The organism is Brevundimonas sp., assembly GCF_036732845.1.
Lineage (GTDB): Bacteria > Pseudomonadota > Alphaproteobacteria > Caulobacterales > Caulobacteraceae > Brevundimonas.
In genome coordinates this window covers 1-26,620 of the sequence record NZ_DAINBO010000028.1, presented here as the reverse complement: position 1 = coordinate 26,620, position 26,620 = coordinate 1, and the positions used below count along the sequence as shown (strand labels likewise).

Below are 26,620 nucleotides of genomic sequence, written 5' to 3'. Positions count from 1 at the left end.
CCGGCGACGCCGAGGGCAAGGGCGGCATCTACAACTTCGTCACCAAGCGCGCCGACTGCCGCGGCGACCGCTCGAAGGTGAGCTGGACCCAGGTCGAGACCGGCTCGGCTGTCACCTGGAAATACCCGTCCTGCATTCTCAAGGGCGAGGAAAGCTCGGGCGAATTCTATTCCATCGCCATCACCAACGGCCATCAACAGGCCGACACGGGCACCAAGATGGTGCACCTGGGCAAGAATTCGAAGTCGCGGATCATCGCCAAGGCGGTGTCGGCCGGGAAATCGGATTCGACCTATCGCGGCCTGGTCTCGGTGCACCCCAAGGCCACGGGCGTGCGCAACTTCACCCAGTGCGACAGCCTGTTGATCGGCAAGGAGTGCGGGTCGCACACCGTGCCCTATATCGAGGCCCGCAACGGCTCGGCCCAGTTGGAGCACGAGGCGACGACGACGCGCCTGAGCGAGGACCAGTTGTTCTACGCCCAGCAGCGCGGCCTGTCGCAGGAAGAGGCCGTGGCCCTGCTGGTCAACGGCTTCGTGCGCGACGTGCTGCAGGAACTGCCGATGGAATTCGCTGTCGAGGCCCAGAAACTGGTGGCGATCAGCCTGGAAGGGAGTGTGGGGTGATGCCTCCCTTCACGCGTCACCCTCGGGCTTGTCCCGAGGGCCTATGGTTCACCAAGCTCGAACAGAGTCAGCTTGGCGTTGTCGTGTCCGCGCGCTCGATTATGGTCGAATCCTCGGAACAGTGGCCCCTCGGGACAAGCCCGAGGATGACGGAGAACAAAGGTGCGCGAACGCCCGCTGATCGCGGTCTATATCGTGACCAATGCAGCCTACGGAGTGCTGTACGTCGGCGTGACAAGCGACCTGTATCAGCGGATACGACAGCATCGCGAGGGGACGTTCGACGGCTTCACCAAGGAGCACGGCTTAGCCAAGCTTGTCTGGTTCGAACCTCTGGAAAACATGACCGTCGCCATACAGCGCGAGAAGTCGCTCAAACGATACCTGCGCGACTGGAAGATCAATCTGATCGAGCGGGACAATCCGGGCTGGCTGGATCTGTCGCAAGATTGGGATCGCCCGCCCGTATGGCGGCATGGCCCGACCGACGAATAGCGCCCATTTCCTCATCACCTGCGGGCTTGTCCCGAGGGCCTATCGATCCGTCCGGCTCGACCGTGATTGTCGCGATCCGCCCGTATCAGCGTCTTCGTCCGAACCTGAACCCGCCATGGCCCCTCGGGACAAGCCCGAGGGTGACGGAGTTTGAGGTGGCGATCAGCCTGGAAGGGAGCGTGGGGTGAGCAATCGGGGTCACTATCTTGGCGGCCATAGCTTGACCTTCGGTTCAGGCCATAAGGACGAGTCTGAGGAATACTGGACCGGGGCGAAGGCTCGAGTGGATGCCGTATATGAGCGCGCCCAGTCTCTGAGCGCAGATATCCGCGAAAGGTTAAACGTTCTTGACGCCCAACGGATGGCGCTTCGCATCGGTTTGCGAGACGGAACGATATCGTTGGCTAGCGGTGAAATTAGACTTGGTCGATTGGTCGCCGAACTCGAAGCTCTCAAAGCCAGGGCGAAAGACGCGGGTATCAAGTTTACCCCAGACGATGGGATCGGCCGTGCACTGATTTTGGCTAACGACCTACTCGCTTACGTTGAGATGCTTGGTTCTTGGTCCGACGGCGAAGATCTCGACGTTATCCAGACATATATCGATTGAAAACAATATGCTCTCCATCTCCAACCTCCACGTCTCCGTCGGCGACAAGCCGATCCTGAAGGGCCTGACGCTCGATGTGCCGGCGGGCCAGGTGCACGCTGTCATGGGTCCTAATGGGGCGGGCAAGTCGACCCTGGGGTACGCCCTGACCGGGCGGCCCGGTTATGAGGCGACCGACGGCGCCGCGACCTGGCGCGGGGATGACCTGCTGGCGCTCGATCCGGCCGAACGGGCGGCCAGGGGCGTGTTCCTGTCGTTCCAGTATCCGATGGAGATACCGGGCGTGCCGGCCCTGACCTTCATCCGCACGGCGCTGAACGCCCAGAAGCGCGCGCGCGGCGAAGAGGAGGTCTCGGCCCCCGCCTTTCTGAAGCAGGTGCGGGCGGCGGCCCAGGCGCTGCGCATGGATTTCGACATGCTGAAACGGCCGCTGAACGTCGGCTTCTCGGGCGGCGAGAAGAAGCGGATGGAGATCCTGCAGATGGCCCTGTTGGAGCCGTCGCTGTTGATCCTGGACGAGACGGATTCGGGCCTGGACATCGACGCCCTGCGCATCGTGTCCGAGGGGGTGAACGCCCTGCGGTCGCCGGACCGGTCGATGCTGGTGATCACCCACTATCAGCGCCTGCTGGACTATATCAAACCGGACCGGGTGCACGTGCTGGCCGCAGGACGGATCGTGGCGTCCGGCGGGCCGGAACTGGCGCTGGAGCTGGAGGCGGAAGGGTATGACAAATACCTTCCGGCGGCGGCGTGACGCTGGTCGATCTGAAGGACCCGTCCAGCTTCCCGACCCGTCGGGTCGAGGCGTGGAAATACACGGATCTGAAGCGCTGGCTGCGTGAGACGCCGCCGACGTCGGGCGAGGCGAGCATCGCGCCCGGCGGGCCGTTCGCGGCCTTGGGCGGCGAGGAGTTGACGGTGGTCAACGGCGTCATACCCGGCGGCGACTTCGTCATGCATCTCGCATGGGGCGACGAGCTTTTGCGACTTCGCTTTGTATCCGTATCGAACGATACCGGCCACCAAGCCAAGGCGATAATTCATGCGAATGAAGACAGCCGCTTAGTGGTTCTCGAATCGTACGAAGGCATGGGTGAGCGCTACGTTTCGAATGTTTCACTGACTTACGAGGTTGAGCAGGGAGCGCATATCACCCGCATTGTGCTGGCCGACGATGTCGAAACGGCCATCTCCATTTCGACGGCGCAAGTCACTGTGCAACCCGGTGCCAGTTTTGAGCAGGTCGTCGTCACCACGGGGGCCAAGCTTCAGCGGCTAGAAACGCGAATCAAACACAAGGGGTGCGGCGCATCCGTCCAAATGGACGGACTTTATGCGCTATCGGGGGATCGCCACGCTGATTTAACTAGCGTCGTCACTCACACAGACCGCGACGGCGTGACCAGCCAACTGGCCAAGGGCGTGGTGCGCGACACGGCGCGCGGCGTGTTCCAGGGCAAGATCGTGGTCGAGCGCGGGGCCGACGGCACCGACGCCCGCATGGGCCATCACGCCCTGATCCTGTCGGAACGCGGCGAGGTGGACGCCAAGCCGGAACTGGTCATCTACGCCGACGAGGTGTCGTGCGCGCACGGCAATACGGTCGGCGCGCTGGACGAGAGGGCGCTGTTCTACATGCAGCAGCGGGGCATTTCGGCCGATGAGGCGCGCGCCCTGTTGACCCAGGCCTTCCTGATCGAGGTGGTGGACCGGATCGGCCACGAAGGTGCGCGAGAGACGGTGCGGGAATGGCTGACGGCGCGACTGTGAACACCTTTGACCCCCATGCTGTTCGTGCGCAGTTCCCGATCCTGTCGCGGCAGGTGAACGGGCGGCCGCTGGTCTATCTGGACAACGCCGCCTCTGCGCAGAAGCCGCGGGCGGTGATCGACACCCTGACGGCGGCGATGCAGGGGTCCTACGCCAACGTCCATCGCGGGCTGCACACGCTGGCGAACGAGACGACCGAGGCCTATGAGGCCGCGCGCGAGACCGTGGCGCGGTTCCTGAACGCCGAACGCGCCGACGACATCGTCTGGACCAAGGGCGGGACCGAGGCCATCAATCTGGTGGCGGCCGGGATCGGCCAGACCATCCAGCCGGGCGATGAGATCATCGTCACTGAGATGGAGCACCACTCCAACATCGTGCCCTGGCACCTGCTGCGCGAACGCAAGGGCGCGGTGCTGAAATGGGCGCCGGTGCGGGACGACGGCTCGCTGGACCTTGAGGCCCTGGCGGGCCTGCTGACCCCGCGCACGCGGGTGGTGGCGGTCAGCCATATGTCGAACGTGCTGGGCACGATCAATCCGGTGGCCGAGATCGTGCGCATGGGCCATGCGGCCGGGGCGCGGGTGCTGATCGACGGGTGCCAGGGGGCGGTGCACGCCGCGCCCGACGTGCGGGCCATCGGGGCCGACTGGTATGCGCTGACGGGCCACAAGCTGTTCGGGCCGACCGGAATCGGCGTGCTGCACGGCACGGCCGAGGCGCTGGAGATGCTGCCGCCGTATCAAGGCGGGGGCGAGATGATCGAGACGGTGACCAAGGACCGCGTCACCTACGCCAAACCGCCGCACCGGTTCGAGGCGGGAACGCCGCCGATCCTGGAGGCCATCGGCCTGGGCGCGGCGCTGGAATGGCTGATGCGGTTCGACCGCGAGGCCGTGGCCGCACATGAGCGGCGGCTGTACGACCATGCGCGCGGGCGGCTGGCCGAGGTCAACGGTCTGAGGGTGCTGGGCGAGGCGCCGGGCAAGGGCGCCATCCTGACCTTCACGCTTGAAGGCGTGCACGCCCACGACCTGGCCCAGGTGATGGACCGTTACGGCGTGGCCGTGCGCGCCGGACTGCACTGCTGCGAACCCCTGGCGCAACGCTTTGGCGTGACCTCGAGCACGCGGGCCAGCTTCGCCCTATATAACACCCTGGAAGACGCCGACGCCTTCGTGGACGCGTTGGTCAAGGCGCGCGAGTTCTTCATATGACGGATATGGACGGAAAGACGATCAGCGACAGCGAGGCCTTCGCGGCGTCCTGGGACGAACCGAAGAAGAGCGCCCTGAGCCAGGCCGAGCTGGATCGGCTGACCGACGACCTGATCGCGGCGCTGAAGACGGTGTTCGACCCGGAGATCCCGGTCGACATCTATGAGCTGGGCCTGATCTACAAGGTCGACGTCAACGACGAGCGCGACGTGGTGGTCGAAATGACCCTGACCGCGCCCGGATGTCCGGTGGCGGGCGAAATGCCGGGCTGGGTCGAGGCGGCGGTGATGACGGTCGAGGGGGTGAAGTCGGCGCACGCCAACCTGGTGTTCGACCCGCCGTGGGACCCCTCGAAGATGAGCGACGAGGCCAAGCTGGCCTTGAACATGTTCTGATGATCCTCCCCAGCGAAGCGGGGGAGGGGGACCGCCGTAGGCGGTGGAGGGGGCGAGTTCACGTGCGGTGTTTGGGGCTTGCCCCCTCCACCACTTCGTGGTCCCCCTCCCCCGTCAAGAACGGGGGAGGATTTAAGAGAGCGGAATGAGCGAACTCACCACCACCTCCCGTCCGCGCCGTCCGCGCCCGCAGGCCCTGACCCTGACCGAGGCGGCGGCCGCGCGCGTGCGCGAATTGACCGAGGCGAACGGCCACAAGGGCCTGCGCGTCGGCATCAAGAACGGCGGCTGCGCGGGCCAGGAATACACCTTCGCCTTCGCCGACGAGATCGGGCCGCTGGACGAGGTGGTGACCGACAAGGGCGCGACCGTGGTGGTCGATCCCAAGGCGATCCTGTTCCTGATCGGCGCTGAAATCGACTTCGAGACCACCAAGCTGGCTTCGAAATTCGTGTTCCGAAATCCGAACCAGACCGACGCCTGCGGCTGCGGCGAGAGCGTGACCCTCACCCCGGTGAAGGAAGCCTGAGCCGTGGCCTATGAGGCCGCGTTCGGTGAATGGGTGCACGAGCACCTCGCCGGCCTGGGACCTGTGACCATCAAACGGATGTTCGGCGGGGCCGCGCTCTATGCCGACGGCCTGATCATCGCCCTGCTGGATGACGGCGTGGTGTGGCTGAAGGCCGACGAACAGAACGAACCGGCCCTGCGCGAGGCCGGGGCGCGTCAGTTCACCTATCCGATGAAGGACGGGCGGATGATGACGATGGCCTATTGGAGCCTGCCGGACCCGGCGGTCGACGATCCCGATGAGGCGGTGCGCTGGGCGCGACTGTCGCTGGAGGCGGCGCTCAGGAAGGCGGCGGCCAAGACGGTGCGCAAGAAGAAGGCGCGCGAGACCTGACTTCAAACACCGTCACCCTCGGGCTTGTCCCGAGGGCCTATCAATCCACGCGCTCGACGAATGATGCTCGGTGCAGTCGGGACGACGGCTTCGGTCGAGCAAGCGGCCGCCCTGGCCCTTCGGGACAAGCCCGAGGGTGACGGAGTGTGATTATGATCTAGCCGCCGCCCGCCGCACCTCGTCCGGCGCCAATACGCGGACGGCGGGGGTGATGGGCTGGCCGGTCGCCTCGGCCACCAGTTCGGCGGTCTTGTCCTCGACGGCGGCTTCCAGCCGGGCCAGGAATTCGTCCTTGGGCAGGCCGACGGGGATGGGGTCCAGGAACGCCAGGGTGGCCGTGCCCGGGTGTTTGCGGAACTCCTCGCCGGGCCAGAACAGGCCCAGATTGGTGGCCAGCGGCACGACCGGCATGTCGAAGTCGCGATACATGTGCCAGACGCCGGAGCGATAGCGGAACTTTTCACCCACTTTCGCGAGATTGCCCTCGGGATAGATCAGGATGCGGCGGCCCTGGGCGTGGGCGTCGGCGGCGCGGGTCTTCAGCGCCTCGCGGGCTTCGCGCCCGCCGCAGTTGTTGACGACGATGGCCCCCAGCTTGGTCAGCACCGTCGACAGCAGCGGAAACTTCTCCAGATGGTCGCCGGTGACGAAGGCCAGGTCCTGAAACCGGTCATAGACCGAAAAGCCGTCGCCCCAGCTCTGATGCTTGGCGGCGATGATGAAGGCGCCGTCGGGCAGGCGGTCCTCGCCCTGGTACTGAATGTGGATGCCCGCCAGCAGGCGCATCGCCTGGACCATGCGCTTCACATATCGGCGGATGATCCAGCCGGTGGCGCGGCGGCCGGGCGCCAGGGCCGCGATCACGGCGGCCAGGGTGTAGGCGATGGACAGCGCCCAATAGGCGACGGCGAACAGCAGGCTGCGGATCATGCCGTCTTATCGCACGGCTGGAACGCCTGACCAGTCGTCAGGCGGCCTTGGAGATGACGTCGGCGTCCGTGACGCGGTTCCGCCCGCCGCGTTTGGAGGCGTACAGGGCCTCGTCGGCGCGCTCCAGCAGGGCCGAGGGCGTTTCGCCGGTGCGGTGCTGGGCGAAACCGGCCGAAATGGTCACGGCGCCCAGTTCGTCATTGGTCGAGCGGCGGCGCAGGGCGCGGCTGCCGATTTCCTGACGCATCTGGTTCAGGGCCTTTTCGACGTCATTGGAGAACTCCCCGGGGAAGATCAGGGCGAACTCCTCGCCGCCGTAGCGGGCGGCGATGCGCGGGTGTTTCGAGACCCGGGCCAGGACGCTGGCGACATAACGCAGCACCTGATCGCCGGTCTGATGGCCCCAGGTGTCGTTGAAGCGCTTGAAGTGGTCGATGTCGAGCACGGCCAGGGCCAGGGGCCGTCCGTCGGCGTCCGCCTCGGCGCACAGTCGGGCCAGGTGTTCGTCAAAGGCCTTGCGGTTGGCCAGGTTGGTCAGGGCGTCGGTCATGGCGTCGCGGCGCACCTGCTCCAGGTGTTCGCGCAGACGGGCGACCTCGCGGGTCGAGGCCTCCAGCTTCTTCTCCAGCGTGGCGTTCTCGCGCTGGACCTTGCGGGTGGCGGTCGACAGGGTCGAGACGACCTTCTTCAAGGCCGCGCCGCCGTCCACATTCTCCATGCTGGCCGAGGCGTCGGCCAGGGTGGCGCCATAGGCGGCCTGGCTCTTGTGCGCGGTGGCGATGGCGTCGGCGACGCTGGTCAGTTCGCGATTCAGCACGGCGCCGGCGTCGCGAATCTCTTCCGACAGCTTGGCGCGAGGCAGATATTCGGCGGCCAGCATTTCCGAAGTGGCCTCGGTGAAGGCCTCCTTGGAGGCGATCAACCGCTTGATCTCGCGGCCCAGCGGGCCTTCGGGATCGCCGAGATAGTGCAGCCAGAGTTCAAAATTCAGCGGGGTCGGCCAGATGGCGGCGGCCTGCATCTCATCGATGACGCGGTGCGCGAGGCCATAGGCGTCCGGGCTTCGGAGCGTGGTCTCAACCTGCGTCATACGATCTTCCCCCTTGGCGGCGTTCTGTCGCCTTGGGAAAGCAGGCTAGGCCGTCGAACGTAAAGACGGGCTAAATTTCCAACTCAAAAAACGCCGGTGTTCGTTCAAAAAGCCGAGCGTCTCATGAATGCGGGGATCGAGTCGCCGAAACCGGCGCCGGCGCGCGGTTCGCTGCGTTCGCCGCCGTCACGGTCGGATTGGCGCAGACGCGGTTCAGGCGTCGGACGGGCGGTCGGCTCGGCTTTCGCGACGGGGGCGACGGGCGTCGTGGGCGCGGTTTCGGCGCGGGTCCGGCGTCCGCGACGGGGCTTCGGCTCGACCGCGACCTCGATGGGCGTCTCGACGGGCGCGGGCGCGGTCTCGGCGGCCGGTTCGACGGGCGTGGCCGTCTCGGCGACGGTCTCGCGTCGGCCGCGCGCGGGACGCTCGGTGCGTCCGCGGCCGCGCGAACGGTCGCCGTCGCGACGCGGCTGGTCCTTGATCGCGGCGAAGTCGATGCCGTCCAGCGGCAGTTCGACCGGCTCTTTCTTGATCAGCTTCAGCACCTTGTCCAACGACTTGTCGTCGGCCGGGGTGACGATCATGAAGGCCTCGCCCAGGCGGCCGGCGCGACCGGTGCGGCCGATGCGGTGCACATAGTCGTCGGCGTGGTGCGGCACGTCATAGTTGAAGACGTGGCTGACGGCCGGGATGTCCAGGCCGCGCGCGGCGACATCGGAGGCCACCAACAGCTTCAGCGCGCCCGCGCGGAAGTCGGACAGGGTCTTCATGCGCAGCGACTGATCCAGGTCGCCATGGATCGGGGCGGCGTCGAAACCATGCGTCTTCAGCGACTTGGCGACGATATCGACTTCCGACTTCCTGTTGCAGAAGACGATGCCGTTCTGGACGTCGCCGCGCTCGATCAGGGCGCGCAGGGCGGTGCGCTTGGCCTTGGGGTCCGAGGTCGGCAGGCGGGTGATGTGCTGGGTGATGGTGTCGGCGGTAGTGGCCGGACGGGCGACCTCGATGCGGGTCGGGTCCTTCAGGAACTGGGTCGTCAGCCGGGTGATCTCGGGCGGCATGGTGGCCGAGAAGAACAGAGTCTGGCGGCGCGGCGGCGTCAGTTTGAAGATGCGCTCGATGTCGGGAATGAAGCCCATGTCCAGCATGCGGTCGGCTTCGTCGACGACCATGATCTCGACGCCGGTCAACAGCATCTTGCCGCGGTCGAACAGATCCAGCAGGCGGCCCGGCGTGGCGATCAGGACGTCGACGCCCTTGTTCAGCATGGCGACCTGATCGCCCATCGACACGCCGCCGATCAGCAACACCCAGTTCAGGCGGGTGCCCTTGGCGTATTTGGCGAAGCTCTCGGCCACCTGGTCGGCCAGTTCGCGGGTCGGGGCCAGAACCAGGGCGCGCGGCATGCGGGCGCGGGCGCGGCCCGAGGCCAGGCGATCGACCATGGGCAGTGTGAAGGCGGCGGTCTTGCCCGTGCCGGTCTGTGCGATGCCCAGCACGTCGCGCCCGGCCAGGGCCACGGGAATGGCCTGCTCTTGAATGGGGGTCGCGGTCGTATAGCCGGTGTCGGCGACCGCTTGCAGGGTCGTGGGCGAAAGGCCCAGTTGGGTGAATTCGGTCATGAGTCCTTGGGACGTTAGCGTTCGTGCGATCCGATGATCGCGGGGCGCCTTAGCGGAACCGCCCATGTTCGGGGCGTACGGGCGGCGCGCATCGCAGACCTGTCCCTAGGCTGCGGCGGATATAGAAGCCCCCACGTCAGAGTCAAGTATTGGTGAGACGTTCCCTCGGCGGGTGGTGCGGGATTGCAAATCCTTACGAGATGTTAATAGTGCGCGCCGGGGAAGGTCTGTGCGAGGTTCGCTTATGCGTATCGGGGGGGCGGCGCTGATCGCGCTGATCGCGGCATCGGCGGTTCCGGCGAAAGCCGACATGTCCGGCGCCTTCGGCAATACGGTGCTGTCACGCTATGCCGACGGGGGCTGGGTCAAACACTGGTTCGAGCGCGACGGCAGCTATCGCGCCGAATTCTCCAGCGGCCGCACCATCTCCGCCCGGTGGCGAATCGAGGGCGACAAGATCTGCCTGAACGGCATCCGCCCGGCCATCATGATGATCAGCCGCTTCTGCTCGCCGCTGGTCGAGGCCCGCGTCGGCGAAACCTGGCCCAGCCGCGACCCGTTGGGACGGCGGGTGACGAACGAACTGCTGCGCGGGCGATAGGTCAGCGGCCCAGGGCGCTCAACACCGCGCGATCGACCTGTTCCAGAATGTCCGAAGGCAGGGCGCCGATCCTGTCTATGCGCGTCGCATCCACGGTGGCGATCTTGACCGGCCGAACGACGGACGGTGCAGGCAATCCGCAGTCCCTGTAACGGTCGCCCAGAGGCACATCCTCGGCCCAGGCTCTGTTTTCGGCGCTGGTCACCATGACGATCCAGACCTGACCCTGACCGATCACCCCCTCTGACACCACGACGGCGGGGCGATGTTGGCGTGTGTCGCGATCCGTGTAGGGAAAGGGCGCGCGAACGACGTCGCCGCGTTCAAAGGTCGGCATAGGCCTTCAGATCCGCATCGCCGGCCCATTCCTCGAAGGCGGCGAACGGATCATCCTGTGCGGGCGGCCGGGCCTTCGTCAGAACGACCTGTCCGTCACGGATTTCATAGGCCAGATCATCGCCGGCCTTGAGACCCAGCGCCTTGCGGACGGCCTGGGGCACCGTCGTCTGGGCCTTGCTGGTGATGCGGCTGATGATCATGGAGGTAAGGATCATCCTTACCGGATCAGACGTCAAGCTCCGCCACGGCGAACCGCGCGTTGTCCTGGATGAACTGGAAGCGGGCCTCGGCGCGCTTGCCCATCAGGCGTTCGACCAGATCTTCGATCTCGGTCTCGGCGTCGGGAACCGTGACGCGGGCCAGGGTGCGTTTCTTGGGGTCCATGGTGGTCTCCTTGAGCTGGGAGGCCATCATTTCGCCCAGGCCCTTGAAGCGGCCGATCTCGGTCTTCTTGCCCTTGAAGGTCGTCGCCAGCAGTTCGTCGCGGTGGGCGTCGTCGCGGGCGTATTCCGACAGCGGCCCGGCCGAGATTCGGTACAGCGGCGGCAGGGCCATGAACAGCCGACCCTGGCGGATCACCTCGGGCATGGCGCGATAGAAGAAGGTGATCAAAAGCGCGGCGATGTGGGCGCCGTCGACGTCGGCGTCGGTCATGATGACGATCCGCTCATAGCGCAGATCGTCGATGTTGAAGCGGTTTCCCTGTTGCACGCCCAGGGCCAGGGTCAGGTCCGACAGCTCGACATTGGCGCGCAGCTTGTCCGCCGTGGCCGAGGCGACGTTCAGGATCTTGCCGCGCAGGGGCAGGATGGCCTGGGTGACGCGGTCGCGCGCCTGTTTGGCCGAACCGCCGGCCGAATCGCCCTCGACGATGAACAGTTCGGTGCCCTCGGCGGCCTGACGCGAACAGTCCGACAGCTTGCCGGGCAGACGCAGTTTCCGCGTGGCGGCGGCGCGCTGGACCTCCTTGTCCTTGCGGCGGCGCAGACGGTCCTCGGCGCGGTCGATGACGAAGCCCAGCAGGGTGTTGGCCTGTTTCGGGCTTTCGGTCAGCCAGTGGTCCAGCGGATCGCGCAGCAACTGTTCGACCAGGCGCGCACCCTCGGGCGAGGACAGGCGGTCCTTGGTCTGGCCCTGGAACTCGGGATTGCGGATGAAGACGCTGATCAGGGCGCCGGCGTTGGCGATGACGTCCTCGGCCGTGATGACGCCCGCGCGCTTTTCGCCCGCCAGTTCGCCATAGGCCTTCAGCCCCTTGACCAGGGCGGCGCGGAAACCGGCCTCGTGCGTGCCGCCGTCGGGCGTGGAGACGGTGTTGCAATAGGATTGGACGAAGCCGTCGGCCTCTCCAAAGCCGATGGGCGACCAGGTGACGGCCCATTCGACGGCGCCCGCCTCGCCCTTCTTCTCGACGCGCCCGGCGAAGGTGGGGGTGACGGTCTCCATCGATCCGATGCGCTCGGCCAGGGCGTCGGCCAGGCCGTTGGGGAAGTGGAAGACGGCCTCGGTCGGGGTGTGGTCGGTGATGCGTTCCGATGCGCAGGTCCAGCGGATCTCGACGCCCCGGAACAGATAGGCCTTGGACCGCGCCATGCGGAACAGGCGGGCGGGCTTGAAGGCCGCGCCGTGGCCGAAGATCTCTTCGTCGGGACGGAAGCGGATCAGGGTGCCGCGCTTCTTGGATGGGCCGATCTGCTGGATCGGACCCAGCACCTGGCCGCGACTGAAGGACTGCCTCCATTCATGGCCGTCGCGCCAGACCGTGACGTCCAGCCGCTCGGCCAGGGCGTTGACGACCGAGACGCCGACGCCGTGCAGGCCGCCCGAGGTCTCATAGGCCTTGCCTGAGAATTTGCCGCCCGAGTGCAGCACGGTCATGACGACTTCCAGCGCCGACTTGCCCGGATGTTTGGGGTGTGGATCGACGGGGATGCCCCGGCCGTCGTCGCGAACCGACAGGAAGCCCTCGGCGCACAGATCGACGGTGATCAGTTTGGCGTGGCGGGCGACCGCCTCGTCCATGGCGTTGTCCAGCACCTCGGCGAACAGGTGGTGCAGGGCGCGCTCGTCGGTGCCGCCGATGTACATGCCGGGGCGTTTGCGGACGGGTTCGAGACCTTCCAGCACCTCGATGGAGCTGGCCGAATAGCCGCCGGACGGCGCCGGGACCGAGGCGGGCGCCGGTTCAGGCCGGGGCGCGGGCGCGGGGGCGGGCGCCGCAGCGGCTATGGGCGCGGACGCGGGCTGGGCGGGATCTTCCGGCAGGTCATCGAACAGGGAAGGGGCGGCGGACTGGGCCATGGGCGTACTGTGCGGCGATTCGGGAGCCGGTCAGGTAGGCCCCTGTGGGCCGTGGGGCAAGCGTCGCGCGAACCGGCGACGGGTTCGGCATGACCGCGCGCGTCAGCATGGCCAGGAACAGCACCCAGGGCAGGTTCTGATGGCTCAGCAGGATGCTCTCGGACAGGCTGAGCAGGAAGAAGGCGGCGAAATAGCCCAGCGCCCAATAGCCTTCACGCACACCCGCGCCGCCGACCCGCAACAGGGTGATCAGAACGGTCAGGGCCGTCAGGGTTCCGACCAGGATCGCGCCGGGCCAGCCCAGTTGCACCAGCACATCGATCCAGCCGTTGTGGGCCGAGGGCACGGTCCAGCCGGTCTCTTGCCGCACGAAGGCGGCGGGCACGGACTCGCGGCCCCAGAAGGCGTTGTAGCCGTAACCGGTCCACGGCCGTTCGGCGACGCGGCGCATCAGGCTGGCCCAGATCTCGGTGCGGCCGGTCAGGGACGGGTCCTTGCCCAGGGCCTCCAGGATCTCGACCGAATGGGCGGACCAGGCCCAGGCCGCGAAGGCCGCCACGACCACGCCCAGCCAGACCATGACCACGGCGAAGGCCGCGCCGCCCTTCTTGAGGGTCCACAGCCCTCCGACGACGCCGACGCCCAGCATCAGGCACAGCAGCGAGGTCTTGGACTGGGTCGCCAGCACCAGCAGGGTCGTCAGGGCCAGGGTCAGGAACGGAACCAGGCGACGCGGATCACCCGAGGCCAGGGTCGCGGCCGCCGCGATGGAACCGGCCACCATGACGATGCCCATCTGGTTCTTCTCGTACCACAGGCCGCGCCACAGGCCGGCGTTGACGTCGTGATGCACGCCGATGGCCGGAAAGGCGAAGACCATGATCAGACTGCCGATCGCCATCAGCAGCGCCGCATGGGTCAGCAGACGGGGCAGGGCGGCGCCCCGGAACCGGGACCCCAGATAGACGGCGAACGATCCGGTGATGGCCATGGCCACGACCCGCCGTCCGGTCGTCGCCGGGTCGATCGACCAGTATTTCGACGCATAGGCCAGGGCGACCAGCGTCAACAGGGCGATCCAGGCCGGCCAGGCCCGCGCAGCCTTGTCGAACCGCAAGGTGATCAGCCCGGCGATCAGGCCGTAGATCGGCAGCCAGACCAGCCGCAGGGCCGGCGTCTCCTCCTGCGAGGGCGCGAACACCGGCCCGATCAGGGCGCCGGTCAGCATGATGATCACGACCATGGCCGCCGCCCGCTCCCACAGGGGCGGATCGGGTTCGATCAGATCAGGCTCTGGACGAGACTCGCGCACCGTCGCAGGGTCGGCGGGCAACCTTAACGAAGGGTTGGGGGATCAAGAGGCGCGCATGACCGGAAACCTGCTGAGGAAACGTGACGGCGGACACGCGCGCGTCGGCTTCGTCGAACTGTTCTTCGACCTCGTTTTCGTCTTCGCCATCACCCAGATCAGCCATGGCTTGCTGGGGGACCTGACGTGGATGGGCGCCTTGCAGTCGGCCATGTTGCTGATGGCGGTCTGGTGGGCGTGGGTGTTCACCAGTTGGGTCACCAACTGGCTGGATCCCGAGCGCGGCGCCGTTCAGGTGATGCTGTTCGTCCTGATGGGCGTCGGTCTGGTGATGTCGGCGGCCCTGCCGCAAGCGTTCGGCGACAAGGGACTGGCCTTCGGCGTCGCCTTCGCCGTCATCCAGGTGGGCCGGACGCTGTTCACCCTGTGGGCGGTCAGGGGCCAGCCGTCGCTGAAGCGCAATTTCCAGCGGATTCTGATCTGGCTGTCGTTGTCGGCGGCGCTGTGGATCGCGGGCGGCATGGCCCCGCCGGAGCACAGGCTGTGGTTCTGGATCGCGGCGCTGGCGGTCGAATATGTCTCGCCGGTGATCTATTTCTGGGTTCCGGGCCTGGGGCGCTCGACCACCGCCGACTGGAACGTCGAGGGCGGCCACATGGCCGAGCGGGTCGGTTTGTTCATGATCATCTGCCTGGGCGAGACCCTCCTGGTGTCCGGCGCGACCTTCGGCGGCTTGGACTGGACGTCACCGGCCGTCTGGGCCGCCTTCGCCTCGGCGGTGCTGTCGACCATCGCCATGTGGTGCCTGTATTTCCGCTATGCCCATGAGGCGGCCAGCGACGTCTTCCACCATTCCGACGACCCCGGCCGGCTGGCGCGCCGGGCCTATACCTATGCGCCGCTGCTGCTGATCGCGGGGGTGATCGTCATCGCGGTCAGCGACGAACTGGTTCTGGCCCATCCGCTCGGGCCGGTGTCGACGGTCACCGCCCTGACCCTGATCGTCGGCCCGATCCTGTTCCTGTTCGGCAGCGTCCTGGCGGTGCTGGCGATCTGGGGGCGGATCGCCTGGACCCGGTTGGCGGCGTGCGGCCTGCTGGCGGCGCTGTGGCTGGCCCTGCCGTGGCTGAACCCGCTGACGCTCAGCGTGATGACGACCGGGATCATGCTGGGCGTCGGCCTGTTGGAGATGATGGCCGCCAAGCGGGCGGCGCCGTCTCACGCCTGAGCCAGGCGTCCCGTCTCGAAGAAGGCGTCCAGCCGCGCTTCCCACGGCGCGGTGTCCAGGGCGTGGGCGGTCAGCCAGGCGTCGTCGAAATAGCTGGAGCGATAGCGGTCGCCGTGATCGCACAGGATCGAGACGATGGAGCCGCGCTCATCGGCCTGGGCCATCTCGCTGGCGATCAGGGCGCAGGCCCACAGATTGGTCCCGGTCGATCCGCCGCAGAGCCGCCCCAGGCGTCGGCTGAGCACCCGGGCGGCGGCGATGGAGGCCACGTCCGGCACCGCGATCATGCGGTCCACGACCGAGGGAACGAAGGACGGCTCCACCCGCGGCCGACCGATGCCCTCCACGCGCGAGGGGGCGTCCTCGCTGAGGATCACGCTTGGATCGGCCCAGTGCCGATGAAACACCGAGGCCTCCGGGTCCGGCACGCAGACGCGCGTGTCGTGGCGATTGAAGCGGACGAACCGCCCGATGGTGGCCGAGGTGCCGCCGGTGCCCGCGCCACAGACGATCCAGCGCGGAATGGGGCAGGGTTCGCGCTGCATCTGGGCGAAGATGGATTCGGCGATATTGTTGTTGCCGCGCCAGTCGGTCGCCCGCTCGGCATAGGTGAACTGGTCCATGTAATGGCCGCCCAGTTCGTCCGCGAGCGCCTGGGCCGCGCCATAGACCTCGCCCGGCTTGTCGACCAGGTGACAGCGCCCGCCCTGAAACTCGATGGCGGCGATCTTCTCCGGGGCGGTGCGGCGCGGCATGACGGCCACGAACGGCAGCCGCAGCATGCGTGCGAAATAGGCCTCTGACACCGCCGTCGAACCGCTCGAAGCCTCGACGATGGTCATGCCATCGCCGATCCAACCGTTGGACAGGCCATACAGGAACAGCGACCGCGCCAGCCGGTGCTTCAGACTGCCGGTCGGATGGCTGGACTCGTCCTTGAAATAGAGCGCGATGTCGGCCAGCGCGGGCATGTCCACCGGGATCAGATGGGTGTCGGCCGAGCGGGTGTAGTCGGCCTCGATCCGCCTCATCGCCCAGTTCAGCCAGGTGCGGTCGTCGGAAGCGGGAGAGCGAGAGGACATGCGGGGGGTCTAGCGCGGGAAAGGGCGCGCAGGAAAGGTGTCAGCGGTCCTGGCTGCCGTGGAAGATACGCAGAACCGTGACGGTCAAAACGTCGATCCGTAGCGGATGACAAAGCCGTCTCGTCCGAACTGCACCTGCTTCTCACGCAAGCCGGTTCCGACTTCGATGCCCAGCTCGGGAAAATCGGCAAGCAGGTCGAGGGCATGTACAATCTGTTCTGACGCTTTGCGGCCTGCTCGAGGGGAATGCTCGTGCAGCCATCGAACCTGAGCGCCGAAGTCGCGCTCGGCCTGCGGCGTGACAGTGATCTTCACCCGTCCTTGCCGAAGGTCTTGTCGATCAAGGCCACAAACTCCGTCCTGACCTCGCTCCAGGGGCGGCCTTCTTCCTTCAGATCGTGGTTGGAGGCGTGGTCATCGCGCGGGTCACCATTGATCCAGGTGAAGTCGTCGTAGTCGAAGAACTGTTGACCAAGCATCGTCTCCAGGATCGTCTCGGGAGAAAGCCCTGTAGCCGCAGACTTTTCCGCGAGCTTTCGCGCAGCATAGGCGTCGAGTTTGATGGTCAAGGCACCGTCGGTCATGACGGAATGATTACCTCATTCCGGCCAATCCATCCATCCGCGCCTGTGCGAGTGGGATCTTTCAAATGAGACATTGGTTTGGGCTGCGCAGAAGGCGTCAAGCCGCCCCGATTGTCGTCGTCACGCCTTCTCCACGAACGTGTCGATGACCTTCTTCTCGCCCGCCTTGTCGAAGGCGACGACCAGTTTGTTGCCCTCGACCCCGCGCACGGCGCCATAGCCGAACTTCTGGTGGAACACCCGGTCGCCACGCTTCCAGCCCGAGCCGGCGCCGGGGTCGGCGGTGGCGATCAGGCGGCCCTCGCCCTCGATGACGGCGGTGCGGGCCAGGCGGTCGCGCGGGGTCTGGGCGGCGGCGCGGACATGATCCTGGGCGCGTTTCCAGCCGGGGCTGGAATAGCCGGCGCCGAAGCTGGGCGCCTCGTCCCAGCGGCTCTTGGCCTCTTTCAGGCCCGTCGAGGCGCCGTAATAGCCGGTGTCGGACTGGGCCTCGACATTGGCCAGCGGCAGTTCGTCGACGAAGCGGCTGGGCAGTTGCGCGGTCCAGCGGCCGTAAACCAGGCGGTTGGCGGCGAAGCTGATGCGGGCGTCGGCGCGGGCGCGGGTGACGCCGACGTAGGCCAGGCGGCGCTCCTCCTCCAGGCCCTTTTCGCCCTTCTCGTCGATGCTGCGCTGGCTGGGGAAGACGCCTTCCTCCCAGCCCGGCAGGAAGACCAGCGGGAACTCCAGCCCCTTGGCGCCGTGCAGGGTCATGATCTGCACCGAGTCCGCGCCCGCCTCGCCGCGATCCAGGTCCATGACCAGGGAGACGTGCTCCAGATAGGCCTGCAGCGTCTCGAACTGCTGCATCGACTGGACCAGCTCCTTCAGGTTGTCGAGCCGGGTCTGGCCGCTGGTCCGGTCGGCCTTCTGCATGTCGGTGTAGCCGCTCTCTTCCAGCACCGTCTCGACCAGGGTCCAGTGGCGCGTGTCGGCGGCCAGAGCGCGCCAGCGGTCCAGATCGCGCACGAAGTTCGACAGGGCCGTGCGGGTGCGGGCCTGAAGCTCGTCCGAACCCAGCAGGTCACGCACCGCCGTCATGGCCGAGACGCCCTGGGCGCGGGCGATTTGCAGGATCTTCTGCACGCTGGTGTCGCCGATGCCGCGTTTGGGCACATTGACGATGCGCTCGAAGGCCAGGTCGTCGTCTTCCGACTGGATCAGCCGCAGATAGGCGTGGGCGTCGCGGATCTCGGCCCGCTCGAAGAAGCGCGGGCCGCCGATGACCGTATAGGGCACGGCCAGCATCAGGAACCGTTCCTCGAACGCCCGCATCTGAAACGACGCGCGAACAAGCACAGCCATGTCCTTGTAGTTCATGCCGGATCGGCGCGCGGTCTCGATCTCGTCGCCGATCAGCCGGGCCTCGGCCTCGCCGTCCCAGACGCCGCGCACGCGCACCTTTTCACCGCCCGTCGCCTCGGTCCACAACGTCTTGCCCAGCCGCCCGCGATTGGCGCTGATCAGGCCCGAGGCGGCGGCCAGTATGTGTTCGGTCGAGCGATAGTTGCGCTCCAGCCGGATGACCTTGGCGCCGGGAAAGTCGCGCTCGAACCGCAGGATGTTGTCCACCTCGGCCCCACGCCAGCCATAGATCGACTGATCGTCGTCGCCGACGCAGCAGACGTTGCCGGTCGATGAGGTCAGCAGGCGCAGCCACAGATACTGGGCCACGTTGGTGTCCTGATATTCGTCGACCAGGATGTAGCGAAAGCGGCGGCGGTATTCCTCGGCCAGGTCGGCGTGCTGGGACAATATGGTCAGGTTGTGCAGCAGCAGGTCGCCGAAGTCGCAGGCGTTCAGGGCGCGCAGACGCGCCTGATAGGCGGCGTACAGGGTCTGACCCTTGCCGTTGGCGAAGTCTTCGCCGGGCGGCAGCTTCTCGGGCGTCCAGCCGCGGTTCTTCCAGTGATCGACCAGGCCCGCCAGCGAGCGCGGGGTCCAGCGCTTGGTGTCGATGTTGGCCGCTTCCAGAAGCTGTTTCAGCAGCCGCTCCTGATCGTCGGTGTCCAGGATGGTGAAGCTGGATTTCAGCCCCACCAGTTCGGCGTGACGGCGCAGGATCTGGGCGGCGATCGAATGGAAGGTGCCCAGCCAGCGCAGCCCCTCGGCCGAGGGACCGATCAGATGGGTGATCCGCTCGCGCATCTCGCGCGCGGCCTTGTTGGTGAAGGTGACGGCCAGCAGCTCCCAAGGCTTGGCGCGGCCGGTCGCCAGGATGTGGGCCAGGCGGGTGGTCAGGACGCGGGTCTTGCCCGTGCCGGCCCCGGCCAGGACCAGCACCGGTCCCTCGGTCGTCTCGACCGCCTGACGCTGCTCGGGGTTCAGTCCGGCCATGTAGTCGGGACCGGGCGGACGGGCGCGGGCGAGGTCGGACAGGCGCGGGGCGGGCAGGTCGGTCACGGGGTCTTTGTTCTCCTGCCGTTCTTATGCGGCGCTTCGGCCGTCGTCGCCACAACGGCTTTGTGAAAACGTCGTTCTTTACAACCTGCGCGGCTCCGGCCAGCGTGACTCGCGGGCGATCCGCCCGTAAGCGCCGGGGAGGGCGACAATGACGATGCAGAACACCAATGGCGGTGCGGCCAACGGTTTCCAGGATCTGGTGAAACGGTTCTGGGGTTTCGACCACATGATCGGCAGCGCACTGATCAAGATCATCTATTACATCGGCTTGTTCGCCATTCTGATCTTCACCGTCCTGGCCATGTTCGGCGGCGGCCTGATGGGGGCGATGATGGGCGGTTCCGGTGGCGGCGGGGGGGCGTTGATGTTCATCCTCGCGCCGATCATCGGGGTGATCTACCTCGTCTTCTGGCGGTTCATCTGCGAGATGTGGCTGCTGATGTTCCTGATGTACGCCCGCATGGGCGAGATCCGCGACCGTCTGCCCCCGCCGTCCTGAGATCACACGGCGCCGTTCGGCGCGCGCGGCGGATCGCCCCGGCTATTTGAGCCGATAGGTGATGGTGGCGACGACGCGGACCTTCTTGTCGATGGAGGCCGCTTCGTCGCCCGCCCCGTCGCGCGGCAGGATCTCGAACGACCCTTGCGTCGCCTGACGGATCGGTCCCAGCGGATTGCCGGAATCCTTGGCGAACTGTTCGGCGCCGGTGCGGGCCGCGGCCGTGGCCTCGGCGATCATGGCCGGGCGGACGTCGTTCAGCTTGGTGAAGATGTAGGACGGTCCCTGAAAGTCTTGCAGCACCACGCCCTGGCGCACCAGATCGTTCAGGGCGCGGGTCGAGGCCTGGACGCGGGCGACGTCGGTCGTGCGCACGATCACCGTCTGGGCCAGGATGAAGCGCGGTCCCTGCTGGTTGCCGTATTCACGGCTGCGCGTATCGGCGACCTCCAGCCGCCCCAGATCGACGGCCGACGCCGGATAGCCCTGGGCCGTCAGAAAGGCGCGCACGGTGGCCAGGTCGGCGTCGATGCGCGCCTGAACGTCGGACAGCACCTCGCCCGAGGCGGTGAACCGCAGCGGCAGAACGGCCAGGTCGGCCTTCACTTCCCGCTCTGACAGGCCGCGCACGGTGACGGTGCGGTCGCCGGCGCGGGCGTTGACCACGCCCTGGCCGATCAGGCCGCCGCCGCCGATCAGGCCGACGGCCAACAGGCCGCCGAAGGCCAATGCGGGGATCAGACGATTGTCGCTCATGGCGCGCTCCACGGAACCGTGGAGACCAGCAAGCGCCTGTTTCGCCCTGTCGTCAATCACGCCGCGCGGCGCTCCATTCCAGCGCCAGCAGGCGACAGGCCGAGGCCAGGGGGCGACGCCCGCGTTCGGCGTCGACGGCCTGCAACAGACCGGCCTTGCTCAGGCCGCGCGCCTCGGCGATCCGGTCCAGCACGACCCAGAATTCCGGCTCCAGCGCCACCGAGGTGGCGTGACCGGTCAGCAGGACCGAGCGTTTGGTCAGCCCGCCCACGCCTCAGCGCACCCCGATCATCACGATGTCCGCCGACGCAGGGGCGCCCTGGGTCAGAACCGCATGGCGCGTGTCGGTGGTGAAACGCAGACGTCCGGCCGCGTCGCGGATCTCGGCCCGCACCGCATAGGTGTTGTTCGCGACGATTTGCGACCGGGGAATGCTCAGGGTCGCCTGATAGGGCGGCGCGCGCCCGTCCAGGGCCGTGCTGTATTCGACCATCACGCGCGATGGCGCGTCCATCAGGCTCACGTCTTCGACCCGCACGGTCAACACATGGCCCGGCGGCAGCAGGATGCGTTCGCGATAGGTGGCGGTGACGTTCACCACGGCCACGTCGCGCCCGGCGCCTGGCGTCGCGGAAGGGCCGACGGGCGCGCAGGCCGCCAGGGTCAGGGCGAGGGGCAGGGCGATCGGGGCGATCCGCATGTTCGTCTCCAGTCTGTTCATGGGCACCCTAGCAGATCATCGCCGGGGCACGGTGTATGATCGCCGTTCACTGTCGATGGGTTCCGCGCTATCGTTCCGCGTTGATCAGGGATCGTCCATGACCGCCGCCGCCGACTTCGATGCGCCCGATCGCATGACGCCGCAGCGTCTTGAGCCGCTGAAGGCCTTGCGCGCCTTTCGCCGCCTGGCGCGGAACAAGGAGGACACGACCCAGGTCTTCGAGATCATGCGGGCGCTGAGCGGACGGTCGGCGTCGCGCGGCTACGACCGTATGCTGGGGACCTGGGAAGGCGGGCGGCAAGCCTTCCTGCGCGAGGAATTGGCGCACAAGCTCGACGATCCGGCCTGGCTGGCCCAGTTCGGGCCGGGCACGGTGGGCGCGGCCTATCGCGCCTTTCGCGAAACCAGAGGCTTCACCGCCGAGGGTCTGGCCGATGAGGCGCGCAAGGTCGCGCCGATGGTCGACGCCCCGCATCCGGTCATCTGGTTCAGCCGCCGCATCCGCGACGTTCACGACATCTGGCACGTGCTGACCGGCTATGAGACCGATGCCTTGGGCGAGGCCTGCGTCGTCGCCTTCTCCCACGCCCAGACGGGCAATCTGGGGTTCGCCTTCATCGGCCTGGGCGCGGCCGCCGAGATCCGGCGTGAAGATCGCGGCGTTCCCGCCCGCCGCGCCGTGTTGCAGGCCTGGCGGATCGGACGGCGCGCGCGCTGGCTGCCGGGTCTGGATTACGAGGCCCTGTTCGCCCAACCGCTGGAGACGGCGCGGGCGCGGCTCGGAATTACGCCTCCGACCGTCTATGAGGCGGTGCCCGCCGAAACCCGTCGTGGGTTGAAACTGCGCGCCTGAGACCCGTCCCAATGACCTTTTCCCGCCCGTCCGCCGGGGCGCTGGCCGTGCTCGGCGTCGGCGTCTGCGCCCTGATCTGGGGCACGACCTGGTATGGCATCACCCTGCAACTGGGCAGGGTGGACCCCGTCGCCTCCATCGTCTGGCGGTTCGGCCTGGCGGCCTTGGCCCTGTTCGGCGTCTGCGCCGTGATGCGCCTGCCGTTGCGGCTGACGCGCGATCAGCATCTGGCGGCCCTGGGGCAGGGGGCCTTCGCCTTTTCGATCAGCTACAGCTTCACCTATGCGGCCGAAGGGCATGTGGCCTCGGCCATCGTGGCGGTGGTGTTCGCCTCCCTGACCTTTCTGAACCTGGTGCTGTTCCGGGTGAAGGAGGGCCAGCGGGCCTCGCCTGCGGCCTGGGGCGCGGCGGTCCTGGGCGTCGCCGGGGTGGCGGTGCTGTCCAGCGGCGAGGTGCTGGGCGCGGGCCTGGATCGCCAGGCCGCGCTGGGGATCGGCCTGGCCATGGTCGCCACCCTGGCCTCGGCCTGCGGCAACTATTTCGCCTGGCGGGGCCAACGGGCCGGTTCGGCGGTTCTGCCCTCGACGGCCTGGGCCATGGCCTATGGCGCGGGGCTGTTGGCGGCGTACGGCCTGGCGACGGGGGTTCAGTTCACCATCGAGCCGACCGCGCGCTATCTGGGTTCGCTGATCTATCTGGCGTTGTTCGGTTCGGTGATCGCGTTCGGGATCTATTTCACCATCGCCCGGTCCATCGGCTACGCCATGGCCAGCTATGTCTCGGCCCTGACCCCGCCGATCGCCATGCTGGTGTCGGTGGTGCTGGAAGGGGCCAGGTTCGGCTGGGCGGCGGTCGCGGGACTGGCGCTGGTGCTGGCGGGGCAGGCCCTGCTGATCCGGGCGCCGAAGCCCAAGACCGCCTAGCGGAACCAGCCCGAGCGTTTGGTCTGTTTCTCGGCCGCGGCGGCGGCCTCGCGTTCCTCGGGTGTGCGGGCCTTGGCGGCCAGGGCGCGGCGGGCCTTCTCGGCCTTGACGCGGCGCGCGGCCAGCAGGGCGATCAGCCCGTGCCGGGCCTGGGGTGTATAGCCGCCCATCAGTCCTCGCCCTTGTCGCGTCGATGTCCGTCCAGCGTCGTCGCGGCGCGGTCGCGGTCTCGATCCGCATTCACGCGCTCGGCCTTGGTGCGGCCGTGCGCGGTGCGGTTGACGGCGGCCTGGACCTTTCGCGCGGCCTTGTCGCGGTCCTTGCGCGCCCGGTTCAGATTGATGACGTCAGCCATGGTCCCGAAAGCCTCTCATGAAACCGACAGGCTCGCCAAGGCGTCCCGGACGCACGGCTAGTTTCCGGCCCTGCGCGACCTGGGCCGCAGGATGTCTGGAAGGTCCTGGTCCGGCACGACATAGGTTTCCGGCAAACCGGCCTGGCTGGACGCCGACACCTGGGTCCAGGCCTGGCCGGACACGGCCCGCGCCCGCCCGACATTGAACAGGGCCGTCATCTCGGCCTGGCCGAAATTCAGGCTGGAGACATTGGCGTTGTCGGGGATCGAGGTGACCCGCAGACCCATGCCGTTGCGCAAGGCGAAGGCGCTGTTGGCCACGAGGGCCTGACGGGCCGTGGCCTTGCTCATGCTGTCGTAGGCGCGGGCCAGAATGCCCGCCAGGCGGCCGGGCGTGACGCCGGTGTTGGCGCCCAGTTGCCCGTTGACGATCACATAGATGGCGGCCTGATCCTGCCGGACCTCGGGCGCGGTCCACAGCAGCGCCCCTTCCGGGACGGCCAGGAAGGGCGTGTTGACCCCGCCGTCGGCGTGCATTTCCAGAACCACCTCGCCGTCGGAATTGAGACCGGCGATCAACTGCGGCGTGAAGATGCCGGGAATGCTGGCCGAGGCCACCAGCACCTGTTTGAACAGATCCACGGCCTGGGGACCCTGGGACGCCAGCAGGCCCATGTCCCAGATCACCGTCTCCTCGGTGTCGAGATTGGTCGTGACCACCAGAAGCTGGCGGCCCTTGGCGTATTCCGCGGCGACCGCGGCCAGCAGCGTGGGCGTGACGTTGCGGTCCACCAGTTGGCGCAGACCGTCAGAGCTGAACAGGCTGGGCGCGGCCAGGATCGACAGCACGCGCGGGTTCAGAAGATTGGACGCCTGGCCGTCGGTATAGGCGGCGGTCAGTTCGTCGTCCCAGTCGGGACCCAGAAAGGCGAAGGGCGCGATCAGGGCGCCGGTCGAGACGCCGGTGACGACATCGAACTCGGGACGATCTCCATGCTGGGTCCAGCCCACCAGGACGCCCGCGCCATAGGCGCCGCCGGCGCCGCCGCCCGACAGCGACAACACGTCATGATGATCCCCCCGCGCCATCCGCTCGGTGAAGGTGTCGGCCATGGCCCGAATCTTGGCGGTGTCGGTGGAGCGGATGCGCGGATCGGCCACCGGCATGATCTGGTGCGGCGCGATCCTGAGCGGTCCCTCGGGGCGGGGCAGAGAGCCGCAGGCGGCGAGCAGCGCCGTCACCACGGCCAAGCCCATCAGGCGTTTGAACCCGAACACGTCTCGCCCCCTCGTCGTCATCCCCAGACCGAGGATCAGCCCGGCGAGATCATCTTCTCAGGCCGGACCCATTCGTCAAACTCTTCGTCGGTCAGATAACCGCCGCCGACGGTTTCCTGGCGCAGGGTGGTGCCGTTCTTGTGCGCCGTCTTGGCGATCTTGGCGCAGATGTCATAGCCCAGCCGGCCGTTCAGGGCGGTGACCAGCATCAGCGAGTTGTCCAGGCCGTGCTGGATGTTGTCGCGACGCGGTTCGATGCCGACCACGCAGTTGTCGGTGAAGCTGATCGCCGCGTCGGCCATCAGCCGCACCGACTGCAGGAAGTTGTAGGCCATCACCGGGTTGAAGACGTTCAACTCGAAATGCCCCTGCGATCCGGCGAAGGTCACGGCGGCGTGGTTGCCGAACACCTGGACGCAGACCTGGGTCAGGGCCTCGCACTGGGTCGGATTGACCTTGCCCGGCATGATGCTGCTGCCCGGCTCGTTCTCGGGCAGGGCCAGTTCGCCCAGGCCCGCGCGCGGCCCGGACCCCAGGAAGCGGATGTCGTTGGCGATCTTGAACAGCGACGCGGCGACCGTGTTGATGGCGCCGTGGCTGAACACCATGGCGTCGTGGGCGGCCAGGGCCTCGAACTTGTTCGGCGCCGTGGTGAAGGGCAGGCCGGTGATGGCGGCGATCCGCTCGGCCACCTGTTCGGCGAAACCGACGGGCGCGTTCAGGCCGGTGCCGACGGCGGTGCCGCCCTGGGCCAGCTCCATCAGCTTGGGCAGGGTCTGTTCGATGCGCGCGATGCCGTTGGCGACCTGTTGCGCATAGCCGCCGAACTCCTGGCCCAGCGTCAGGGGCGTGGCGTCCTGGGTGTGGGTGCGGCCGATCTTGATGATGTCCTTCCACGCCTGGGACTTGTCGTTCAGGGCGTTGTGCAGCTTTTGCAGCGCCGGCAGCAGGCGGTGGACGATCTCTTCGGCGCAGGCGACGTGCATGGCCGTGGGATAGGTGTCGTTGGACGACTGGCTCATATTGACGTGGTCGTTGGGATGGACCGGCTTCTTGGTCCCCATCTCGCCGCCCAGCATCTGGATGGCGCGGTTGCTGATCACCTCATTGGCGTTCATGTTCGACTGGGTGCCCGAACCGGTCTGCCAGACCACCAGCGGAAAGTGGTCGTTCAGCCGGCCCTCGATCACCTCGTCGGCGGCGCGCACGATGGTTTCGCCGATGGCCGGGTCCAGCTTGCCCAGCGCCATATTGGTCTCGGCCGCCGCGCGTTTGACGATGCCCAGCGCCCGCACGATCGGCAGGGGCTGTTTCTCCCAGCCGATCTTGAAATTGCCCAGCGAGCGCTGCGCCTGGGCGCCCCAATAGCGGTCGGCGGCGACCTCGATGGGTCCGAAGGTGTCGGTCTCGGTGCGGTGCGCGGTCATGGGCGAGGAGGCTCTTGGGGCGTGGCGGAGGATTGCGCGGCGGTGTAGCACGGGCAGGCGAGGGAACAAGGCGGAGGGGCCGACATGCGTATTCTGGGCACGATGGCGGTCGGGGCGGCCGTGGCCTGCGGGGCGTGCGGAACCCTGCCGGAACCGGCGCCGTCGCCGGTGGTGATGATCCAGACCGACATGGGAGCCATGAGCGTGGCCCTGGCGCTGGACCATGCGCCGCTGACGGTGTGCAACTTCCTGCGCTA

General features: G+C 67.3%; 32 protein-coding genes. 14 read left to right on the top strand and 18 right to left on the bottom strand.

From position 1 onward, the window contains the following. The 9 genes from V7D63_RS10095 to V7D63_RS10055 form a co-directional block, all read left to right on the top strand. Positions 1-626: SufD family Fe-S cluster assembly protein (locus tag V7D63_RS10095; protein ID WP_333592147.1), on the top strand; the 626-nt coding region annotated here is incomplete at its 5' end. Between the two features lie 162 nt (positions 627-788). Then, positions 789-1,121 (top strand): GIY-YIG nuclease family protein, encoded by a 333-nt coding sequence (locus tag V7D63_RS10090; RefSeq protein WP_333592146.1) that lies wholly within the window; start codon positions 789-791, stop codon positions 1,119-1,121. Between the two features lie 184 nt (positions 1,122-1,305). Continuing rightward, entirely contained in the window at positions 1,306-1,731 is a 426-nt protein-coding gene (locus V7D63_RS10085; RefSeq protein ID WP_333592145.1) for a hypothetical protein, read from the top strand. Between the two features lie 7 nt (positions 1,732-1,738). After that, positions 1,739-2,488: a Fe-S cluster assembly ATPase SufC gene (gene sufC / locus V7D63_RS10080; protein WP_333592144.1), complete on the top strand. Its 750-nt coding sequence runs from the start codon at positions 1,739-1,741 to the stop codon at positions 2,486-2,488. Further along, on the top strand, positions 2,485-3,504 hold the full coding sequence (sufD, locus tag V7D63_RS10075; RefSeq protein ID WP_333592143.1) for a Fe-S cluster assembly protein SufD: 1,020 nt from the start codon (positions 2,485-2,487) through the stop codon (positions 3,502-3,504). The genes sufC and sufD overlap by 4 nt, the downstream gene beginning before the upstream one ends. Further along, a complete protein-coding gene (locus V7D63_RS10070) occupies positions 3,483-4,721 on the top strand; it encodes an aminotransferase class V-fold PLP-dependent enzyme (protein WP_333592142.1) in 1,239 nt (412 codons plus the stop codon). The genes sufD and V7D63_RS10070 overlap by 22 nt, the downstream gene beginning before the upstream one ends. A gap of 5 nt (positions 4,722-4,726) precedes the next feature. Beyond that, the gene (locus V7D63_RS10065) at positions 4,727-5,116 is read left to right on the top strand and encodes an SUF system Fe-S cluster assembly protein (protein ID WP_333592141.1); all 390 of its coding nucleotides are present in this window, start codon (positions 4,727-4,729) and stop codon (positions 5,114-5,116) included. A gap of 145 nt (positions 5,117-5,261) precedes the next feature. Further along, positions 5,262-5,645 carry a HesB/IscA family protein gene (locus V7D63_RS10060; protein ID WP_333592140.1) on the top strand — a complete coding sequence of 128 codons (384 nt, stop codon included), beginning with the start codon at positions 5,262-5,264 and terminating at the stop codon, positions 5,643-5,645. A 3-nt stretch (positions 5,646-5,648) separates the two neighbouring features. Continuing rightward, on the top strand, positions 5,649-6,020 hold the full coding sequence (locus V7D63_RS10055) for a TfoX/Sxy family protein (protein WP_333592139.1): 372 nt from the start codon (positions 5,649-5,651) through the stop codon (positions 6,018-6,020). 150 nt (positions 6,021-6,170) lie between these two features. Here V7D63_RS10055 and V7D63_RS10050 read toward each other — a convergent pair whose 3' ends face one another. The 3 genes from V7D63_RS10050 to V7D63_RS10040 all read right to left on the bottom strand — a co-directional run bounded on the left by V7D63_RS10050 (position 6,171) and on the right by V7D63_RS10040 (position 9,665). Continuing rightward, positions 6,171-6,947: a lysophospholipid acyltransferase family protein gene (locus tag V7D63_RS10050; protein WP_333592148.1), complete on the bottom strand. Its 777-nt coding sequence runs from the start codon at positions 6,945-6,947 to the stop codon at positions 6,171-6,173. Between the two features lie 40 nt (positions 6,948-6,987). Then, complete coding sequence (locus V7D63_RS10045; protein ID WP_333592138.1) at positions 6,988-8,040, bottom strand: GGDEF domain-containing protein; 1,053 nt, start codon at positions 8,038-8,040, stop codon at positions 6,988-6,990. A gap of 104 nt (positions 8,041-8,144) precedes the next feature. Next, the gene (locus V7D63_RS10040) at positions 8,145-9,665 is read right to left on the bottom strand and encodes a DEAD/DEAH box helicase (RefSeq protein WP_333592137.1); all 1,521 of its coding nucleotides are present in this window, start codon (positions 9,663-9,665) and stop codon (positions 8,145-8,147) included. Positions 9,666-9,909: 244 nt separating this feature from the next. On the opposite strand from V7D63_RS10040, the gene V7D63_RS10035 reads away from it, so the two are divergent. After that, positions 9,910-10,266: a hypothetical protein gene (locus tag V7D63_RS10035; RefSeq protein WP_333592136.1), complete on the top strand. Its 357-nt coding sequence runs from the start codon at positions 9,910-9,912 to the stop codon at positions 10,264-10,266. Between the two features lies 1 nt (position 10,267). Here V7D63_RS10035 and V7D63_RS10030 read toward each other — a convergent pair whose 3' ends face one another. From V7D63_RS10030 to V7D63_RS10015, 4 genes are read right to left on the bottom strand one after another with little or no spacing between them, the layout of a single operon-like run. Beyond that, positions 10,268-10,603: a type II toxin-antitoxin system PemK/MazF family toxin gene (locus V7D63_RS10030; protein ID WP_333592135.1), complete on the bottom strand. Its 336-nt coding sequence runs from the start codon at positions 10,601-10,603 to the stop codon at positions 10,268-10,270. After that, positions 10,590-10,820, bottom strand: coding sequence for a type II toxin-antitoxin system PrlF family antitoxin (locus V7D63_RS10025; protein ID WP_333592134.1), 231 nt, complete (start codon positions 10,818-10,820; stop codon positions 10,590-10,592). The genes V7D63_RS10030 and V7D63_RS10025 overlap by 14 nt, the downstream gene beginning before the upstream one ends. 10 nt (positions 10,821-10,830) lie before the next feature. After that, positions 10,831-12,906: a DNA topoisomerase IV subunit B gene (parE, locus tag V7D63_RS10020; protein WP_333592133.1), complete on the bottom strand. Its 2,076-nt coding sequence runs from the start codon at positions 12,904-12,906 to the stop codon at positions 10,831-10,833. After that, a complete protein-coding gene (locus V7D63_RS10015) occupies positions 12,872-14,239 on the bottom strand; it encodes an O-antigen ligase family protein (RefSeq protein ID WP_333592132.1) in 1,368 nt (455 codons plus the stop codon). The genes parE and V7D63_RS10015 overlap by 35 nt, the downstream gene beginning before the upstream one ends. A gap of 34 nt (positions 14,240-14,273) precedes the next feature. On the opposite strand from V7D63_RS10015, the gene V7D63_RS10010 reads away from it, so the two are divergent. Continuing rightward, positions 14,274-15,443, top strand: a complete 1,170-nt coding sequence (locus V7D63_RS10010) for a low temperature requirement protein A (RefSeq protein ID WP_333592131.1) — start codon at positions 14,274-14,276, stop codon at positions 15,441-15,443. Here the strand turns inward: V7D63_RS10010 and V7D63_RS10005 are convergent. The 4 genes from V7D63_RS10005 to V7D63_RS09990 form a co-directional block, all read right to left on the bottom strand. Further along, a complete protein-coding gene (locus V7D63_RS10005) occupies positions 15,434-16,525 on the bottom strand; it encodes a PLP-dependent cysteine synthase family protein (protein WP_333592130.1) in 1,092 nt (363 codons plus the stop codon). The genes V7D63_RS10010 and V7D63_RS10005 overlap by 10 nt on opposite strands. Positions 16,526-16,609: 84 nt before the next feature. After that, on the bottom strand, positions 16,610-16,840 hold the full coding sequence (locus V7D63_RS10000; protein WP_333592129.1) for a type II toxin-antitoxin system RelE/ParE family toxin: 231 nt from the start codon (positions 16,838-16,840) through the stop codon (positions 16,610-16,612). Then, positions 16,837-17,109 carry a hypothetical protein gene (locus V7D63_RS09995; RefSeq protein WP_333592128.1) on the bottom strand — a complete coding sequence of 91 codons (273 nt, stop codon included), beginning with the start codon at positions 17,107-17,109 and terminating at the stop codon, positions 16,837-16,839. Before V7D63_RS09995 ends, V7D63_RS10000 begins: the two co-directional genes overlap by 4 nt. 120 nt (positions 17,110-17,229) lie before the next feature. Then, a complete protein-coding gene (locus V7D63_RS09990; RefSeq protein ID WP_333592127.1) occupies positions 17,230-19,551 on the bottom strand; it encodes an ATP-dependent helicase in 2,322 nt (773 codons plus the stop codon). 148 nt (positions 19,552-19,699) lie between these two features. Between V7D63_RS09990 and V7D63_RS09985 the strand changes: the two genes are divergently transcribed. Further along, positions 19,700-20,050 carry a DUF4282 domain-containing protein gene (locus tag V7D63_RS09985; RefSeq protein WP_333592126.1) on the top strand — a complete coding sequence of 117 codons (351 nt, stop codon included), beginning with the start codon at positions 19,700-19,702 and terminating at the stop codon, positions 20,048-20,050. A 42-nt stretch (positions 20,051-20,092) separates the two neighbouring features. On the opposite strand, the gene V7D63_RS09980 is transcribed toward V7D63_RS09985, so the two are convergent. Genes V7D63_RS09980 through V7D63_RS09970 form a run of 3 tightly spaced genes read right to left on the bottom strand, consistent with a single transcriptional unit; the run spans position 20,093 to position 21,506 of the window. Continuing rightward, positions 20,093-20,806, bottom strand: coding sequence for an SIMPL domain-containing protein (locus tag V7D63_RS09980; RefSeq protein WP_333592125.1), 714 nt, complete (start codon positions 20,804-20,806; stop codon positions 20,093-20,095). 52 nt (positions 20,807-20,858) lie between these two features. Further along, on the bottom strand, positions 20,859-21,077 hold the full coding sequence (locus V7D63_RS09975) for a ribbon-helix-helix domain-containing protein (protein ID WP_333592124.1): 219 nt from the start codon (positions 21,075-21,077) through the stop codon (positions 20,859-20,861). Between the two features lie 3 nt (positions 21,078-21,080). Further along, on the bottom strand, positions 21,081-21,506 hold the full coding sequence (locus V7D63_RS09970) for a YbaY family lipoprotein (protein ID WP_333592123.1): 426 nt from the start codon (positions 21,504-21,506) through the stop codon (positions 21,081-21,083). Positions 21,507-21,624: 118 nt separating this feature from the next. On the opposite strand from V7D63_RS09970, the gene V7D63_RS09965 reads away from it, so the two are divergent. Both V7D63_RS09965 and V7D63_RS09960 read left to right on the top strand, forming a co-directional pair. Then, positions 21,625-22,380, top strand: a complete 756-nt coding sequence (locus tag V7D63_RS09965; protein WP_333592122.1) for a Coq4 family protein — start codon at positions 21,625-21,627, stop codon at positions 22,378-22,380. Positions 22,381-22,391: 11 nt separating this feature from the next. Beyond that, complete coding sequence (locus V7D63_RS09960) at positions 22,392-23,303, top strand: DMT family transporter (protein WP_333592121.1); 912 nt, start codon at positions 22,392-22,394, stop codon at positions 23,301-23,303. Here V7D63_RS09960 and V7D63_RS09955 read toward each other — a convergent pair. From V7D63_RS09955 to fumC, 4 genes are read right to left on the bottom strand one after another with little or no spacing between them, the layout of a single operon-like run. Then, the gene (locus V7D63_RS09955; protein ID WP_333592120.1) at positions 23,300-23,473 is read right to left on the bottom strand and encodes a hypothetical protein; all 174 of its coding nucleotides are present in this window, start codon (positions 23,471-23,473) and stop codon (positions 23,300-23,302) included. The two genes, V7D63_RS09960 and V7D63_RS09955, sit on opposite strands and share 4 nt — an antisense overlap. Then, positions 23,473-23,658: a DUF4169 family protein gene (locus tag V7D63_RS09950; protein WP_333592119.1), complete on the bottom strand. Its 186-nt coding sequence runs from the start codon at positions 23,656-23,658 to the stop codon at positions 23,473-23,475. The genes V7D63_RS09955 and V7D63_RS09950 overlap by 1 nt, the downstream gene beginning before the upstream one ends. A 57-nt stretch (positions 23,659-23,715) precedes the next feature. Further along, a complete protein-coding gene (locus V7D63_RS09945; protein ID WP_333592118.1) occupies positions 23,716-24,936 on the bottom strand; it encodes a patatin-like phospholipase family protein in 1,221 nt (406 codons plus the stop codon). Positions 24,937-24,971: 35 nt separating this feature from the next. Then, positions 24,972-26,363, bottom strand: a complete 1,392-nt coding sequence (fumC, locus tag V7D63_RS09940; protein ID WP_333592117.1) for a class II fumarate hydratase — start codon at positions 26,361-26,363, stop codon at positions 24,972-24,974. Between the last annotated feature and the right edge of the window lie 257 nt (positions 26,364-26,620).

What these genes read in the sequence shown, in the direction of transcription:
- sufC (WP_333592144.1), top strand. Translation starts at nt 1,739, where the DNA reads ATGCTCTCCATCTCCAACCTCCACGTCTCCGTCGGCGACAAGCCGATC.
- V7D63_RS10070 (WP_333592142.1), top strand. Translation starts at nt 3,483, where the DNA reads ATGGCTGACGGCGCGACTGTGAACACCTTTGACCCCCATGCTGTTCGT.
- V7D63_RS10065 (WP_333592141.1), top strand. Translation starts at nt 4,727, where the DNA reads ATGGACGGAAAGACGATCAGCGACAGCGAGGCCTTCGCGGCGTCCTGG.
- V7D63_RS10060 (WP_333592140.1), top strand. Translation starts at nt 5,262, where the DNA reads ATGAGCGAACTCACCACCACCTCCCGTCCGCGCCGTCCGCGCCCGCAG.
- V7D63_RS10045 (WP_333592138.1), bottom strand. Translation starts at nt 8,040, where the DNA reads ATGACGCAGGTTGAGACCACGCTCCGAAGCCCGGACGCCTATGGCCTC.
- V7D63_RS10040 (WP_333592137.1), bottom strand. Translation starts at nt 9,665, where the DNA reads ATGACCGAATTCACCCAACTGGGCCTTTCGCCCACGACCCTGCAAGCG.
- V7D63_RS10035 (WP_333592136.1), top strand. Translation starts at nt 9,910, where the DNA reads ATGCGTATCGGGGGGGCGGCGCTGATCGCGCTGATCGCGGCATCGGCG.
- V7D63_RS10030 (WP_333592135.1), bottom strand. Translation starts at nt 10,603, where the DNA reads ATGCCGACCTTTGAACGCGGCGACGTCGTTCGCGCGCCCTTTCCCTAC.
- V7D63_RS10025 (WP_333592134.1), bottom strand. Translation starts at nt 10,820, where the DNA reads ATGATCCTTACCTCCATGATCATCAGCCGCATCACCAGCAAGGCCCAG.
- parE (WP_333592133.1), bottom strand. Translation starts at nt 12,906, where the DNA reads ATGGCCCAGTCCGCCGCCCCTTCCCTGTTCGATGACCTGCCGGAAGAT.
- V7D63_RS10010 (WP_333592131.1), top strand. Translation starts at nt 14,274, where the DNA reads ATGACCGGAAACCTGCTGAGGAAACGTGACGGCGGACACGCGCGCGTC.
- V7D63_RS10005 (WP_333592130.1), bottom strand. Translation starts at nt 16,525, where the DNA reads ATGTCCTCTCGCTCTCCCGCTTCCGACGACCGCACCTGGCTGAACTGG.
- V7D63_RS09995 (WP_333592128.1), bottom strand. Translation starts at nt 17,109, where the DNA reads ATGACCGACGGTGCCTTGACCATCAAACTCGACGCCTATGCTGCGCGA.
- V7D63_RS09985 (WP_333592126.1), top strand. Translation starts at nt 19,700, where the DNA reads ATGACGATGCAGAACACCAATGGCGGTGCGGCCAACGGTTTCCAGGAT.
- V7D63_RS09980 (WP_333592125.1), bottom strand. Translation starts at nt 20,806, where the DNA reads ATGAGCGACAATCGTCTGATCCCCGCATTGGCCTTCGGCGGCCTGTTG.
- V7D63_RS09970 (WP_333592123.1), bottom strand. Translation starts at nt 21,506, where the DNA reads ATGCGGATCGCCCCGATCGCCCTGCCCCTCGCCCTGACCCTGGCGGCC.
- V7D63_RS09965 (WP_333592122.1), top strand. Translation starts at nt 21,625, where the DNA reads ATGACCGCCGCCGCCGACTTCGATGCGCCCGATCGCATGACGCCGCAG.
- V7D63_RS09960 (WP_333592121.1), top strand. Translation starts at nt 22,392, where the DNA reads ATGACCTTTTCCCGCCCGTCCGCCGGGGCGCTGGCCGTGCTCGGCGTC.
- V7D63_RS09955 (WP_333592120.1), bottom strand. Translation starts at nt 23,473, where the DNA reads ATGGGCGGCTATACACCCCAGGCCCGGCACGGGCTGATCGCCCTGCTG.
- V7D63_RS09950 (WP_333592119.1), bottom strand. Translation starts at nt 23,658, where the DNA reads ATGGCTGACGTCATCAATCTGAACCGGGCGCGCAAGGACCGCGACAAG.
- fumC (WP_333592117.1), bottom strand. Translation starts at nt 26,363, where the DNA reads ATGACCGCGCACCGCACCGAGACCGACACCTTCGGACCCATCGAGGTC.